The organism is Kitasatospora mediocidica KCTC 9733, assembly GCF_000744225.1.
GTDB classification, from domain to species: Bacteria; Actinomycetota; Actinomycetes; order Streptomycetales; family Streptomycetaceae; genus Kitasatospora; species Kitasatospora mediocidica.
In genome coordinates this window covers 442,468-457,331 of the sequence record NZ_JQLN01000005.1, presented here as the reverse complement: position 1 = coordinate 457,331, position 14,864 = coordinate 442,468, and the positions used below count along the sequence as shown (strand labels likewise).

Genomic DNA, 14,864 nt, shown 5'->3' with positions numbered 1-14,864 from the left:
AGCATCCCCCGGGCGGGTCGAACGCCTGTCGGCCCGTGCGCCCTCGCTGACTATGACGAAGAGGTCATCGTGGCAGCGGAGATCATCCACCCCGGTACGCAGGACACCGACGATCCGGTCGACGCCGTCTTCGCGCTTCACCGCGGCGGCAAGATGGAGGTGCGCGCAACCGTTCCGGTGCGCGACGCCGACGACCTGTCCCTTGCGTACACCCCCGGTGTCGCCCGGGTCTGCACGGCCATCGCCGAGCAGCCCGAGCTGGTCAACGACTACACCTGGAAGGCCAACACGGTCGCGGTCGTCACCGACGGCACCGCGGTGCTCGGCCTGGGCGACATCGGCCCTGAGGCGTCCCTGCCCGTGATGGAGGGCAAGGCGATCCTCTTCAAGCAGTTCGGCGGCGTGGACGCGGTGCCGATCGCGCTCGCCTGCACCGGCGTCGACGAGATCGTCGAGACGGTCGTCCGGCTCGCGCCGTCCTTCGGCGGCGTCAACCTGGAGGACATCTCGGCGCCGCGTTGCTTCGAGATCGAGCGCCGGCTCCAGGAGGCCCTGGACATCCCGGTCTTCCACGACGACCAGCACGGCACCGCGATCGTCTCCACCGCGGCGCTGTGGAACGCCGCCAAGGTGACCGGCCGTCGGATCGGCGACCTGCGGGCCGTCATCTCCGGCGCCGGCGCGGCCGGTATCGCGATCGCCAAGATGCTGGTCGCGGCCGGCATCGGCGACGTCTCGGTCTGCGACCGCAAGGGCGTGGTCTACCAGGGCCGCGGCGACCTGACGGACGTCAAGGCCGAGATCGCGGAGATCACCAACAAGGCGGCGCTCAAGGGCTCGTTGGCCGAGGCGCTGGTGGACGCGGACGTCTTCATCGGCGTCTCCGGCGGCACCGTGCCGGAGGAGGCGGTGGCGCGGATGGCGAAGGACTGCTTCATCTTCGCGATGGCCAACCCCACCCCGGAGATCCACCCCGAGGTCGCGCACAAGTACGCGTCCGTGGTGGCCACCGGGCGCTCGGACTTCCCGAACCAGATCAACAACGTGCTGGCCTTCCCCGGCATCTTCGCCGGCGCGCTCCAGGTCCGGGCCTCCCGGATCACCGAGGGCATGAAGCTGGCCGCCGCCGAGGCGCTGGCCGACCTGGTCGCGGACGAACTGACGCCCCAGCGGGTGATTCCCTCGCCGTTCGACCCGCGGGTGGCCCCCGCCGTCAGCAAGGCGGTCGCCGAGGCGGCCCGTCGTGAGGGCGTGGCCCGCCGCTGACCGTAGGTCAGGCACGTCCATGGGCCCGGGACACGCGGTGGAGGTCACACCCGCGCGTGGTTCCGGGCCCTGGTCGTCGGCGGCTAGTGTCCGGGACATGTTCGCCGCCTATGCCGCACGCATCGATGCCGCCGACCCCCTGAGCGCCCTTGAACTGGGCGAGCTCCCCGAGCCGCAGGCCCGGCCGGGCTGGAGCGTGGTGACGGTCCGCGCCGCCACGCTCAACCATCACGACCTCTGGTCGCTGCGCGGGGTGGGCCTGCCCGCCGAGCGGCTGCCGATGATCCTGGGCTGCGACGCGGCGGGCGTCGACGAGCACGGCAACGAGGTGGTCATCCACTCCGTGATCGGCCAGAGCGGCCACGGCGTCGGCCCGGACGAGCCGCGCTCGATCCTGACCGAGCGCTACCAGGGGACCTTCGCCCAGCGGGTGGCCGTGCCGACCTGGAACCTGCTGCCCAAGCCGGCCGAGCTCTCCTTCGAGGAGGCCGCCTGCCTGCCGACCGCCTGGCTGACGGCGTACCGGATGCTCTTCACCAACGCCGGGGTCAAGCCCGGCGACACCGTGCTGGTCCAGGGGGCGGGCGGCGGGGTGGCCACCGCGCTGATCGTCCTGGGCAAGGCGGCCGGCCTGCGGGTCTGGGTCACCGGCCGGGACGAGGCCAAGCGCGCGCGGGCCGTGGGGCTGGGCGCCGACGCGGCCTTCGAGAGCGGGGCACGGCTGCCCGAGCGGGTCGACGCGGTGATGGAGACGGTCGGGGCGGCGACCTGGTCGCACTCGGTGAAGTCGCTGCGCCCGGGCGGCACGATCGTGATCTCCGGCGCGACGTCCGGGCCGAACCCGGCGGCGGCCGAGCTGAACCGGATCTTCTTCCTGGAGCTGAAGGTGGTCGGCTCCACCATGGGCAGCAAGGAGGAGCTGGCCGGACTGCTCGCGCTCTGCGCGCACAGCGGCGTGCGGCCGGTGATCGACTCGGTGCTGCCGCTGACCGAGGCCCGCGACGGCTTCGCCAAGCTGGCCGGGGGCGACGTCTTCGGCAAGATCGTGCTGACCCCCTGACCCCCTGACCCCCTGACCCCCTGACCCCCTGACCCCCTGACACACGGCGGTGCCCCGCGGCCCTCCCCCGAGGGGTCGCGGGGCACACCTGCGGCTCGGCTCAGCCGAGCAGCCCGCGCAGCCGCTCGCCGGCCGAGGCCAGGACGGCCTGGGCCTGCGCCAGCTGGTCGGCGTCGACGCCGGCGCCGTCCCGGGCCGCGTCGCGGACCTGGTCGCGCAGCTGGTCGCGGAAGCGGTCGAGCAGTCGCTCCAGCTCCCGGGCCGGGTCGCCGGCCGGGTTGGTGACGGCCCAGCCGGGCAGGTCGACGGGGGTGTCCTTGTCGAGGTCGACCCGGGTGACCGTGATCCGCTCGGCGTCGGCCGGGGCGCTGGAGGTGTCCCAGCGCGCGGAGTCGGCCAGTCCGGCCAGCCCCCGGGTCAGTTCGGACAGTCCCTCGGCCAGCCCGGTCGGCCAGTCGCCCTTGCTGACGTGGTCGCGGACCTGCTGCTCCACCCGGCGCTTGATCCGCAGCGCCTCCTGCTGGGCGGCCTGGCGGACCGCCTGGGACTGCTCGCGGGCCTTGCGGGCCTCCTCCTTCGCGCGCTTCGCCTGCTCCTTGGCGGCGCGCTCCTGCTCCTTGGCCTTCTTGGCCTGCGCCTTGAACTCGGCATACTCCTCGCGGGTGCGCTGCCAGGACTTCTCGCCCCACGGGCCCGCCCACGGCTCGCCGGTGGTGCTCTCCGGGCCGGTGGCGGCCGCGGCCTTGGGGGCGTTGCGGGCGGCGTTGCGCAGCTCGTCGCGCAGGTCCTTGGCGGAGTCCCGGACGTCCTCGCGGATCGCGCCGGCCAGCTGGGCCACCGAGTCGCGGATCTCCACCTCCAGCTCCGCCAGGTCATCCTGACGGGCGGTCAGTTCGGTGCGGCCGGCCTCGGTGATCCGGTAGACCTTGCGGCCGCCCTCGGTGGAGTGCTCGACCAGGCCCTCCTGCTCCAGCTTGGCCAGCCGCGGGTAGACCGTCCCGGCGGAGGGCGCGTACAGGCCGTGGAAGCGCTCCTCCAGCAGCCGGATCACCTCGTAGCCGTGCCGCGGCGACTCGTCGAGCAGCTTGAGCAGGTAGAGCCGGAGCCTGCCGTGCGCGAAGACGGCGCTCATGCGGCCACCTCGCTTCGCTCGCTGGGCGCTTCGCGCCACACGCACCCATCCATGATTCGCTCGCTTCGCTCGCTCATGCCGAGTCCTCCTCGCTCTGCGCGGGGGCGGCGGGGAGTTCCTTGACGAGGTTGGGGCCCTCGTCCTCGGCGGCCGGGCGGCTGAGCAGCGAGATGGCGCCGGAGACGGTGGTGACCTGGAGCCGGCCGGTGCCCGCGCCGAGCGTGCCGCTGAGCTTCTTGGCGCCCCAGGTGCCGCCGAGCGTCAACTCGTCGAAGGCGCTGGAGAAGTTGCCGTTGGTGCTGCCGGCCTCGACCGTGGTGTCGGCGGGCTGCGGCAGCCGGACGGCGACGGCGCCGCTGACCGTGTTGATCCGGATGTCGGCGGGGGTGGTGCCGTCCAGGTCGAGGGTGACGGCGCCGTTGACGCTGTTGGCGCGCAGGGTCGCGGCGGTGCCGGAGATCACCGTCAGCTCGCCGGAGACGGTGTTGACCCGCAGCTCGCCGGCGACCGCCTGGGCGTCCACGTTGCCGGAGACCGTCTTGGCCTCGGTCCGGCCGTCCAGCTCGACCAGGGTGGTGTCACCCGCGACGCCGTGGATGGTGGTGCCGCCGTGCACGCCGGAGACGGTGGACTCGGCGGTGACCGTCCCCAGCCGCACCGCGGCGGCGGCGGGCACGGTCAGCGAGACGACGGCCCGGCGCTTGCGGCGCAGGCCGGACAGGAAGGTCTTGACGGAGTCGACCGACTTCAGCTTGTCGCCGAAGTCGTTCCAGTCGAGGTTCTGGTAGGTCACCGTCAGCACCCCGTCCTCGACGGTGACCTGCAGGGGCTCGCCCTCCAGCTCGGTCACCTCCAGGCGGGCCGGGCCCTCGGCGGCGACCACGTTGATCGCGCCGCCGACGATGCGGACCTGCAGGCTGCGCACCGGCTCGTCGATGACGATCTTCTCGGGTTCGCTGACCGTCCACTGGGTCATGGTGTTCATCCTCCCGTTGGGCCGCCGTCGTCGTACGCTGAAGGAGCGACGATCCGGCGGATCGCGATGTATCGCGTCTTCCGAGTAACACGATATATCGCGTGGCGCTGAAGTCAAGCGGTCCGGGCCGGGAGCCCGGTGCGCCGAGATGCGAAAGGGCCCGGGAGGCGACTGCCTCCCGGGCCCTTCGTGCGTGCTGCGACGCGGTTCAGTCCTCGTCCTCGTCGTCGAGCCGGGCCAGCCAGGTGGCCAGCCGTTCGACCGGGATCTCGAAGTCGGGGTTGAGGTCGACGAACTCGCGCAGGCGTTCGGCCAGCCACTCGAAAGTGACCTCCTCCTCGCCGCGCCGGCTCGCCAGCTCCTCGATGCCGCGGTCGGTGAAGTACACGGTCTGCTCCGGGTCAGGTGGGGTGGGAACGTCTCAGGGTAATGCCGCGGGCCCGGCCTCCGAGGAGACCGGGCCCGCGGGTGCGTACGAGCGGCGTCAGAGGCTGAAGATGTCCTCGATCAGCGCCTGCTGCTCGGCGCCGTGCCGCTTGGCCGAGCCGACCGCGGGGGCCGAGGAGGCCGTGCGGGCGACGCGGCGCAGCCGGCCGCCGCTGGCCTTGCGGCCCACCACGACGTCCAGGTGGTCGACCAGGTTCATCGCGATGAACGGCCAGGCACCCTGGTTGGCCGGCTCCTCCTGCGCCCAGACGAACTGGACGTCCTCGCCGTACCGGCCCAGCTCCTCCTGGAGCTCGGCGGCCGGCAGCGGGTAGAGCCGCTCGACGCGGACGATCGCCGTGTCGGTGACGCCGCGCTCGGTGCGGGCCGCCTCGACGTCGTAGTAGAACTTGCCGGCCGTGATGACCACCTTGCGCACGTTGGCCGGGTCGACGGTGCTGTCACCGATGACCGGACGGAACGCGCCCGAGGTGAACTCCTCCGCCTTGCTCGCCGCGGCCTTCAGACGCAGCATCGACTTCGGGGTGAAGACGACCAGCGGCTTGTGGTGCGGGTTGTGCGCCTGCCAGCGCAGCAGGTGGAAGTAGTTCGACGGCAGGGTCGGCATCGCGACCGTCATGTTGTTCTGCGCGCAGAGCTGCAGGAAGCGCTCGGGACGGGCGGACGAGTGGTCCGGTCCCTGGCCCTCGTAGCCGTGCGGCAGCAGCAGGGTGACGCCGGAGTGCTGGCCCCACTTCTGCTCGGCGGAGGCGATGTACTCGTCGACGATGGTCTGCGCGCCGTTGACGAAGTCACCGAACTGCGCCTCCCACATGACCAGCGAGTTCGGCCGGGTCAGCGAGTAGCCGTACTCGAAGCCCATCGCCGCGTACTCCGACAGCAGGCTGTCGTAGACGGTGTAGCGGGCCTGGTCCTCGGTCAGGTACAGCAGCGGGGTGTAGTCCTCGCCGGTGACCCGGTCGATCAGCACCGCGTGGCGCTGGCCGAAGGTGCCACGGCGGCTGTCCTGGCCCGCCAGGCGGACCGGGTGGCCCTCCATCAGCAGCGAGCCGATGGCGAGGGTCTCGCCGGTGGCCCAGTCGATCGTGCCGTCCTCGATGGAGGCGGCGCGGCGCTGGAGCTGCGGCAGCAGACGCGGGTGCACGGTCAGCCAGTCCGGCAGGTTGACCTGCGAGGCGGCGATCCGCTTGACCATCTCCTCGGAGATGGCCGTCTGGATCGAGACCGGGAAGTCGGCGACCGGCTTGCCGGCGACCGGGGCCTGCTGGGTACCGGCGGCGTCGCGAACCTCCGCGAACACCTTCTCCAGCTGTCCCTGGAAGTCCTGGAGCGCGGACTCCGCCTCTTCCATGGTGATGTCGCCACGGCCGATCAGACCCTCGGTGTAGAGCTTGCGCACCGAGCGCTTCTTCTCGATCAGGTCGTACATCAGCGGCTGCGTGAACGAGGGGTTGTCGGCCTCGTTGTGACCGCGGCGGCGGTAGCAGATGAGGTCGATCACGACGTCCTTGTGGAACGCCTGACGGAACTCGAAGGCGAGGCGCGCGACGCGCACCACGGCCTCCGGGTCGTCGCCGTTCACGTGGAAGATCGGCGCCTCGATCATGCGGGCCACGTCGGTGCAGTACATCGACGAGCGCGAGGAGGCCGGCGCGGCGGTGAAGCCCACCTGGTTGTTGACCACCAGGTGGATCGTGCCGCCGGTGCGGTAGCCGCGCAGCTGCGACATGTTCAGCGTCTCCGCGACCACGCCCTGGCCCGCGAAGGCCGCGTCGCCGTGGATCTGGATCGGCAGCACCGGGAAGGTCGTGCCGCCCTGGTCCAGGATGTCCTGCTTGGCGCGGACGATGCCCTCGACGACCGGGTCGACCGTCTCCAGGTGGGACGGGTTGGCCGCCAGCGAGACCTTGATGGTCTCGCCGTCCAGGCCGGTGAAGGTGCCGTCGGCGCCCAGGTGGTACTTGACGTCACCGGAGCCGTGCATGGACTTCGGGTCGAGGTTGCCCTCGAACTCGCCGAAGATCCGGGCGTAGGGCTTGCCGACGATGTTGGCCAGCACGTTCAGGCGGCCGCGGTGGGCCATCCCGATCACGGCCTCGTCCAGGCGGTGCTCGGCGGCGGCGTCGATGGTCGCGTCCAGCAGCGGGATTAGCGACTCACCGCCCTCCAGCGAGAAGCGCTTCTGGCCGACGTACTTGGTCTGCAGGAAGGTCTCGAAGGCCTCGGCCGAGTTCAGCCGGCGCAGGATGCGCAGCTGCTCCTCGCGCTCGGGCTTGCTGTACGGCTTCTCCAGGCGCTCCTGCAGCCACTTGCGCTGCTTGGGGTCCTGGATGTGCATGTACTCGATGCCGACCGTGCGGCAGTACGTGTTGCGCAGCAGCCCGAGGATGTCGCGCAGCTTCATCATCTTGTTGCCGCCGAAGCCGCCGACCGCGAACTCGCGCTCCAGGTCCCAGAGCGTCAGGCCGTGCTCGACGACGTCCAGGTCGGGGTGCTTGCGCTGGCTGTACTCCAGCGGGTCGGTGTCGGCCATCAGGTGGCCGCGCACGCGGTACGAGTGGATGAGCTCCATCACGCGGGCGGTCTTGTTGACCTCGTCCTCGTGGGTGGTGGAGACGTCGGTGGCCCAGCGGACCGGCTCGTACGGGATCCGCAGCGACTCGAAGACCTCGTCGTAGAAGCCGTGCTCGCCCAGCAGCAGCTGGTGGATCGAGCGCAGGAACTCGCCGGAGGCCGCGCCCTGGATGACCCGGTGGTCGTAGGTCGAGGTCAGCGTCATGATCTTGGAGACGCCCAGGCGGGCCAGCGTCTCAGGGTTGGAGCCCTGGAACTCGGCCGGGTACTCCATGGCGCCGACGCCCAGGATGGTGCCCTGGCCCTGCATCAGGCGCGGCACGGAGTGCACGGTGCCGATGCCGCCGGGGTTGGTCAGCGAGACCGTGACCCCGGTGAAGTCGTCCATCGTCAGCTTGTTGGAGCGGGCCTTGCGGACGATGTCCTCGTAGGCCTGCCAGAAGCCGAAGAAGTCGAGCGTCTCGGCCTTCTTGATCGCCGCGACGACGAGCTGGCGGTCGCCGTTCGGCTTCACCAGGTCGATCGCCAGGCCGAGGTTGATGTGATCCGGCTTCACCAGGAAGGACTTGCCGTCCTTGGTGGTGTAGCTGTGGTTCATCCCCGGGGTCGCCTTCAGGGCCTGCACCAGCGCGTAGCCGATCAGGTGGGTGAAGGAGACCTTGCCGCCGCGGGCGCGCTGCAGGTGGTTGTTGATGACGATGCGGTTGTCGATCAACAGCTTGGCCGGCACGGCGCGCACGCTCGTCGCGGTCGGCACCTCGAGCGAGGCGTCCATGTTGGTGGCGACGGCCTTGGCCGGACCACGCAGCGGGACGAGCTCGGGTCCGGTGGACTCGGCGGCGGGAGCGGCTGCTGCCTGCGCGACGGCCTTGGGGGCCGGGGCGCGGCGGGGGCGGCTGCCAGCGGCGCGGCGGCGACAGGCGCGGCCACGGGGGCTGCGGCTGCCGGGGCGGCGACGGGTGCAGGCGCCGCCGGAACGGCAGCAGGGGCAGGGGCGGCAACGGTGGTCGGCGTGGGGCCGACCTGGGTCGCGGCCTGGGTCACTGGGGTCACCTCGGTACCGGGCTTGTAGTCGGCGAAAAAGTCCCACCAGGCTCGGTCGACCGAGTTGGGATCCTGGAGGTACTGCTGGTAGATCTCGTCGACGAGCCACTCATTGGGGCCGAAGCCAGTGGGCTCCGTCGTAGTGCGTGGGGCCGAGCTGGGGGTTTCAGGGTGTGGCGACACGGCGGCAACCGCCCTCTTCCGCTTCCTTTTGGGATGTTTGGACAGCGGGGATTAAGGCTACGCCCCTGACCAGTGATCGCGCAGTCCCCGAGGGGTAGGCGTCGCCCAGATCACTGTGCTGTCGGCCACATTGGCTGAAAGTGCGCGTTAGAAAGTCGCTGAGGTGGGGAAATGGCCGATTCCGCACCCCTGGCCATACCCCCACAGAATCGGACAAATCTGGGCAGCTTTGGCTGATTGTGAGCAGTATGTGCCTGTCGATCACCGCTATGTCCCAGTTGTGTGACAAAGCTGGCCGACTTGGACAGAATCCGCCGTGAGCCCGACCCGGGTGGGACCGGTCACAGTCGCGGGCGCGGTACGGCCGGGGTCGTGCCGGGCAGGGCGACCTGGATCAGGCAGCCCTGCGAGCCGTCCGCCACCTCGATCCGCCCGCCGTGCAGATCGACCGCCCAGCGGGCGATGGCCAGGCCCAGGCCGGTGCCGCCGTCGCTGCCCGGGCCCTGCGCGGTGGGGGCGCCGGCCCGGCTGAAGCGTTCGAAGACCCGGGTGCGGTCCTGGGCGGGGATGCCCGGACCCTGGTCCTCGACCTCCAGCAGCAGCGCGTTCGGGTGTTCGCCGACCCGGGCCCGGACGGTCACCACGCCGCCTGCGGGGGAGTGCTTGCAGGCGTTGTCCACCAGATTGGCCACCACCTGGTGGAGCCGCTCCGGGTCGGCCACGCCGGTGAGTTCCACGGGTTCCACGTCCAGGCGCAGGCTGACGTCGCCGCGCCTGCTCCAGGCGCCGCCGGCGGTCGCGCCGTCCACCGTCAGGCCGCGCAGGACGCCGGCCAGGAACGGCCCGACCTGGAACTCCCGGGCGTCCAGCGGCACCACGCCGCCGTCCAGCTTGGAGAGGTCCAGCAGGTGGGTGACCAGCCGGCCGAGCCGCTCGGTCTGCTCCAGGGCCGCGCCCAGGGTGGCCGGGTCGGGGCGCACCACGCCGTCCACCACGTTCTCCAGCACCGCCTGGAGGGCGGCGATCGGCGTGCGCAGCTCGTGCGAGACGTTGGCCACCAGCTCCCGGCGGTGCCGGTCGGCGGCCTCCAGGTCGGCGGCCATCCGGTTGAAGGTGGTGGCCAGCTCGCCGACCTCGTCGCGCGAGGCCACCTTGACCCGTCGGCTGTAGTCGCCGCCGGCCATCGCCCGGGCGGCGACCGTCATCTCGCGCAGGGGGGCGGTCAGGCTGTGCGCCACCAGCTGCATCACGAGGAGAGAGGCGATCATGGAGAAAGCCATGATCACTCGGATCTGGGTCTCCGAGCGGACGGCGATCACGACCATGCCGCTGGCCAGCACCACGCAGACCACGACCAGCAGGGTCAGCTTGCCCTTGATCGAACGCACCGGATCGAGCGGGCGGACGAGCCGCCGTATCCGGTCGGCCGCGCGGACCGGCAGTGTCCGTCGCGGTGGTGTCTCGGGCTCGGTGTGAGCCGGTGGTGCAGCCTTCATCAGCGCATCGGTCCCCGTCGTTCTCTGCCCCCGTGACCTCCCCCGTGAGGTACCGCGACCGGTGCTAGGAAGCGGGAGCCTCCAGCGCGTACCCGACCCCGTGCACGGTGCGGATCCAGGTGGCGCCGATCTTCCGGCGCAGCGCCTTGACGTGGCTGTCGACCGTGCGGGTGCCCGAGGCGTCCGTCCAGTCCCAGACCTCGGAGAGCAGCTGCTCGCGGGTCAGCACGGCCCGCGGCTGCGCGGCCAGGCAGGCCAGCAGGTCGAACTCGGTCGGCGTGAGGTGGACGTCGCCGGAGGCGAGGCGCACCCGGCGCTGCACGTGGTCGATCTCCAGCTCGCCGAAGCGCAGCGAGCCGAGCGCGGGGATGCGGGCTGCCTGCTGGGCCCGCTCGACTCTGCGCAGCAGCACGTTCACCCGCGCCGCCAGCTCGCGCATCGAGAACGGCTTGGTCATGTAGTCGTCCGCGCCGACGCCGAGCCCGACCAGTAGGTCGGTCTCGTCGTCGCGGGCGGTCAGCATCAGCACCGGGACCGGCCGCTGGGCCTGGATCCGGCGGCAGACCTCCAGACCGTCGAAGCCGGGCAGCATGATGTCGAGCACCACGAGGTCGGGCTGCCAGGTGTGGAATCCGTCCACCGCGCCGGGGCCGTCGTGTGCCACGGCGACCTTGAAGCCCTCGGCGCCCAGGCGGGCGGCGATGGACTCGGCGATGGTGGGTTCGTCCTCCACCACGAGCACGCGTCGCTGGGCAATCACACCGTTGTTGCTACCGGTGTCCTGTTGAATCTCTGTCACGGTCACGCCACCGCCCCCAGGGCTGCGGGCCGGCCATCTGTGGAATGGCGGGCGCCGCTCGTAGTCTCGGTTCCGTCGTCTTGCTGTTCCGGTTGCTGTTCCGGGCCTGTTGCGCCGGGCTCGGCCCGGCTCCGCCGGACCAGGGGCTTCCCAACCGCCGGTCCTGCGCTCACACTTCGCAGCGTACGGACCGGAGCTGCGCTCAGGCCGATGGCACTGCGGATTTCCGGACGCTCGACCGGTATCCGTGCTTCCAGGACAGGCCCGGGCCGATACCTTACCGTCCGGAATCGCATCGTAGTAACGGTGTGTATGCACAAACGGGATGGCACACTCCAAGGAGCGGCCCGCCAGTCCGCAGGTACAGACCAACGTGTGAACTGCCGTAATGCACAAGTGATCCGGTTCCTCACCGGACTCTCACATGGGCGTCGTACCGTTGTCGGAACCAGCTCTCGTGGCACGGTGTGCACCCGGAGCGATGGTTACCGGCCAGTTCGACGCAGGCGTTGTCGCAGGCGGTGGCGGGCCGGGTGGCCGAGTGAAGTGGAACGGAGGCGGTATGGCGTACTCGCGACAGGGCACCGCGCGTCTCGACCTGGCGGCTCCCTATGCCGGTCTCCGCTTCGGCCTGAGGGCCGGGCCACTGCACTGGGTGCTGGATCGGGTGCCGACGCCCCGGCGCAACCCCTTCGCCCTGACGTACCTGCTCGTACTCGCGGGTACCACCGTCTTCGCCCAGTTCGCCGACCCCGGCCTGGTGCACCAGCTGCAGAACATGTCCAGCACCGACGGGCACAACCTGGTCCACACGCCGCTGCGTTCGCTGCTGATGAGCGGGCTCTGGGTGGCCGGTCCGGTCTGGATGCCCTACCTCTGGGCCTTCGCCTTCACCGTCGCCCCGCTGGAGCGGCGGGTCGGCCCGCTGCGCGCGCTCGGCGTCTTCGCGGCCGGGCACGTGGTCGGCACGCTGCTCTCCCAACTGGTGGTGGCCGTCGCGGTGGCCACCGGGCGGATGGCGCCGAGCGAGCTGGACGTGCTGGACATCGGTGTCAGCTACGGCGTGCTCGCCAGCCTGGGCGCACTGGCCGGACTGCTCTCGGTCCGCGGCCGCTACCTGGCGCTGGCCGGGGCGTTCGCGTTGGTCGTGCACCAGATCGCGAACGAGCAGGACCTGGTGACCGCGATCGGGCATCCGACCGCGCTCCTGGTCGGCATGGCGCTCTGGGGCCCGCTGCGGCGGCCTCCGGGCAACGGGCAGTGGCGGCGCCGCGGGCGCCGGCTCGGCAAGCAGGCACTGCCGCAGCCGCAGCCGCACGCCGTGCTCGACAACGCCTGAGACCTTCCTCGGCGCCTCCCCGATCTCCTCGGCTCATCTCGGCACGTCAGCGCCTGATCGCTCAGGGCGAACAAGCGGCCGGGAACATTCGCCTGCTCCCAAGCCTTAGTCAGGGCGACTCAACTTCACTGACTGGGGAGAGATCATGGCATCGACGTCCGCACCGCTCACCCTGCCCGTCCTGCCGCTCGACGACGAGGTCGTGCTGCCCGGCATGGTGGTGCCGCTGGACCTGTCCGACACCGAGGTGCGCGCCGCCGTCGAGGCGGCCCGCTCGGCCGCGCCGGCCGGCAGCAAGCCGCAGGTGCTGCTGGTGCCCCGGCTGGACGGCTCCTACGCGGCGGCCGGCACGCTGGCCACCGTCGAGCAGGTCGGCCGGCTGGCCGACGGGGATCCGGCCGCGCTGGTCCGGGCCGTCCGCCGGGTGCGGATCGGCGCCGGGACGACCGGGCCGGGTGCCGCCCTCTGGGTGGAGACCAGCGTCTTCCGCGAGTCCGACGCCGGGATCCCGGTGGCCGGGCGGGCCGTGGAGCTGGTCAAGGAGTACAAGGCGCTGTCCACCCAGTGGCTGCGCAAGCGCGGCGCCTGGCAGATCGTCGACCGGGTGGCCCAGATCGAGGGCGTCGGCGAACTCGCCGACAACATCGGCTACGCGCCGTTCGCCACCGCCGAGCAGAAGCTCAAGGTGCTGCTGGAGGCCGACCAGACGGCCCGTCTCGAGTACGCCCTTCAGCTGCTGCGCGACCACCTCGCCGAGGAGGAGGTCAACGACACCATCCGCAAGGACGTCGAGGAGGGTGTTGCCAAGCAGCAGAAGGAGTTCCTGCTCCGCCGCCAGCTGGAGGCGGTCCGCAAGGAGCTCGCCGAGCTGAACGGCGACCCGGCCGACGAGGAGGGCGACTACCGCGCCCGGGTCGAGGCCGCCGACCTGCCCGAGAAGGTCCGCGAGGCGGCGCTCAAGGAGGTCGACAAGCTGGAGCGCTCCTCCGACCAGTCGCCCGAGGGCAGCTGGATCCGGACCTGGCTGGACACCGTCCTGGAGCTGCCCTGGAACAACCGCAGCGAGGACGCCTACGACATCGCCGGCGCCCGCGCCGTGCTGGACGCCGACCACGCGGGCCTGACGGACGTGAAGGACCGGATCGTCGAATACCTGGCCGTCCGCAAGCGACGGGCCGACCAGGGCCTCGGCTCGGTCGGCGGCCGCCGGGGAGGCGCCGTGCTGGCGCTGGTGGGCCCGCCCGGGGTCGGCAAGACCTCGCTCGGCGAGTCCGTCGCGCGGGCGATGGGCCGGGACTTCGTCCGGGTCGCGCTCGGCGGCGTCCGGGACGAGGCGGAGATCCGCGGCCACCGGCGCACCTACGTGGGCGCGCTGCCCGGCCGGATCGTCCGGGCGATCAAGGAGGCCGGGTCGATGAACCCGGTGGTGCTGCTCGACGAGATCGACAAGGTCGGTTCCGACTACCGCGGCGACCCGGCGGCGGCCCTCCTCGAGGTGCTGGACCCGGCGCAGAACCACACCTTCCGGGACCACTACCTGGAGGTCGAACTCGACCTCTCCGACGTGGTCTTCCTCGCCACCGCCAACGTGCTGGAGGCCATCCCCGAGGCGCTGCTCGACCGGATGGAGCTGGTCCGCCTCGACGGCTACACCGAGGACGAGAAGGTCGTCATCGCCCGCGACCACCTGCTGCCCCGGCAGCTGGAGCGGGCCGGGCTCACCCCGGACGACGTCACCGTCGCCGAGGACGCGCTGCGCAGCCTGGCCGGCGAGTACACCCGGGAGGCGGGCGTACGGAACCTGGAGCGCTCGGTGGCGCGGATCCTGCGCAAGATCGCGGCCCGGGCCGAGCTGGGCGAGCACGAGCTCCCGGTGGCGATCGCCGCCGGGGACCTGCGGGCCCTGATCGGCCGTCCGCACCACACCCCCGAGGCCGCCCAGGCCCCGGAGGAGCGGCGCACCGCCGCCCCCGGTGTGGCGACCGGCCTGGCCGTGACGGGCGCGGGCGGCGACGTCCTCTACATCGAGGCCTCACTCGCCGACCCCGAGACGGGCGGCACCGGCCTCACCCTGACCGGACAGCTGGGTGACGTGATGAAGGAGTCCGCGCACATCGCGCTGTCCTTCCTGCGCTCGCGCGGCGCCGAACTGGAGCTGCCGGTCACCGACCTGCGCGACCGCGGCGTGCACCTGCACGTCCCGGCCGGCGCCGTCCCCAAGGACGGCCCGAGCGCGGGGATCACCATGACGACGGCGCTGGCCTCGCTGCTCTCCGGCCGCAAGGTGCGCACCGACGTCGCGATGACCGGTGAGGTCTCGCTGACCGGCCGGGTGCTGCCGATCGGCGGGGTGAAGCAGAAGCTGCTCGCCGCCGACCGCGCCGGGGTGACCACGGTGATCATCCCCAAGCGCAACGAGCCCGACCTGGACGACGTCCCGGCCGAGGTGCTGGAGCGGCTCACCGTGCACCCGGTGGCCGATGTGCGGGAGGTGCTGCGGCTGGCGCTGGAGCCGGCTGAGGTGCTGGTGGGCGCCGCGGCGGCGTAG

At 71.6% G+C, this 14,864-nt stretch carries 9 protein-coding genes and 1 pseudogene; 4 read left to right on the top strand and 6 right to left on the bottom strand.

The window, feature by feature from the left end; translation table 11 throughout:
* Positions 1-69: 69 nt before the first annotated feature.
* Complete coding sequence (locus BS80_RS16135) at positions 70-1,266, top strand: NAD(P)-dependent malic enzyme (RefSeq protein ID WP_035798084.1); 1,197 nt, start codon at positions 70-72, stop codon at positions 1,264-1,266.
* A 97-nt stretch (positions 1,267-1,363) separates the two neighbouring features.
* A complete protein-coding gene (locus BS80_RS16130; protein WP_035798082.1) occupies positions 1,364-2,326 on the top strand; it encodes a zinc-binding dehydrogenase in 963 nt (320 codons plus the stop codon).
* Between the two features lie 100 nt (positions 2,327-2,426).
* Here BS80_RS16130 and BS80_RS16125 read toward each other — a convergent pair whose 3' ends face one another.
* The 6 genes and pseudogenes from BS80_RS16125 to BS80_RS16100 form a co-directional block, all read right to left on the bottom strand.
* A complete protein-coding gene (locus BS80_RS16125; protein ID WP_035798079.1) occupies positions 2,427-3,458 on the bottom strand; it encodes a helix-turn-helix transcriptional regulator in 1,032 nt (343 codons plus the stop codon).
* 73 nt (positions 3,459-3,531) lie between these two features.
* Positions 3,532-4,434 carry a DUF4097 family beta strand repeat-containing protein gene (locus BS80_RS16120; protein WP_332262173.1) on the bottom strand — a complete coding sequence of 301 codons (903 nt, stop codon included), beginning with the start codon at positions 4,432-4,434 and terminating at the stop codon, positions 3,532-3,534.
* 208 nt (positions 4,435-4,642) lie between these two features.
* On the bottom strand, positions 4,643-4,822 hold the full coding sequence (locus BS80_RS16115) for a DUF6104 family protein (RefSeq protein ID WP_035798074.1): 180 nt from the start codon (positions 4,820-4,822) through the stop codon (positions 4,643-4,645).
* A 96-nt stretch (positions 4,823-4,918) separates the two neighbouring features.
* Positions 4,919-8,682: pseudogene (locus BS80_RS16110) on the bottom strand (multifunctional oxoglutarate decarboxylase/oxoglutarate dehydrogenase thiamine pyrophosphate-binding subunit/dihydrolipoyllysine-residue succinyltransferase subunit).
* 341 nt (positions 8,683-9,023) lie between these two features.
* Positions 9,024-10,178 (bottom strand): sensor histidine kinase, encoded by a 1,155-nt coding sequence (locus BS80_RS16105; RefSeq protein ID WP_083974782.1) that lies wholly within the window; start codon positions 10,176-10,178, stop codon positions 9,024-9,026.
* 64 nt (positions 10,179-10,242) lie between these two features.
* Positions 10,243-10,977, bottom strand: coding sequence for a response regulator transcription factor (locus BS80_RS16100; protein WP_035801435.1), 735 nt, complete (start codon positions 10,975-10,977; stop codon positions 10,243-10,245).
* A gap of 562 nt (positions 10,978-11,539) precedes the next feature.
* On the opposite strand from BS80_RS16100, the gene BS80_RS16095 reads away from it, so the two are divergent.
* Together BS80_RS16095 and lon are read left to right on the top strand one after the other, a co-directional pair.
* The gene (locus BS80_RS16095) at positions 11,540-12,316 is read left to right on the top strand and encodes a rhomboid-like protein (RefSeq protein ID WP_051966673.1); all 777 of its coding nucleotides are present in this window, start codon (positions 11,540-11,542) and stop codon (positions 12,314-12,316) included.
* A gap of 145 nt (positions 12,317-12,461) precedes the next feature.
* Positions 12,462-14,864: an endopeptidase La gene (gene lon / locus BS80_RS16090; protein ID WP_035798071.1), complete on the top strand. Its 2,403-nt coding sequence runs from the start codon at positions 12,462-12,464 to the stop codon at positions 14,862-14,864.

Bases quoted from the DNA above. Each gene is read 5' to 3' on its own strand.
- BS80_RS16095 (WP_051966673.1), top strand. From the start codon at position 11,540: ATGGCGTACTCGCGACAGGGCACCGCGCGTCTCGACCTGGCGGCTCCC.
- BS80_RS16105 (WP_083974782.1), bottom strand. From the start codon at position 10,178: ATGAAGGCTGCACCACCGGCTCACACCGAGCCCGAGACACCACCGCGA.
- BS80_RS16130 (WP_035798082.1), top strand. From the start codon at position 1,364: ATGTTCGCCGCCTATGCCGCACGCATCGATGCCGCCGACCCCCTGAGC.
- BS80_RS16120 (WP_332262173.1), bottom strand. From the start codon at position 4,434: ATGACCCAGTGGACGGTCAGCGAACCCGAGAAGATCGTCATCGACGAG.
- BS80_RS16125 (WP_035798079.1), bottom strand. From the start codon at position 3,458: ATGAGCGCCGTCTTCGCGCACGGCAGGCTCCGGCTCTACCTGCTCAAG.
- lon (WP_035798071.1), top strand. From the start codon at position 12,462: ATGGCATCGACGTCCGCACCGCTCACCCTGCCCGTCCTGCCGCTCGAC.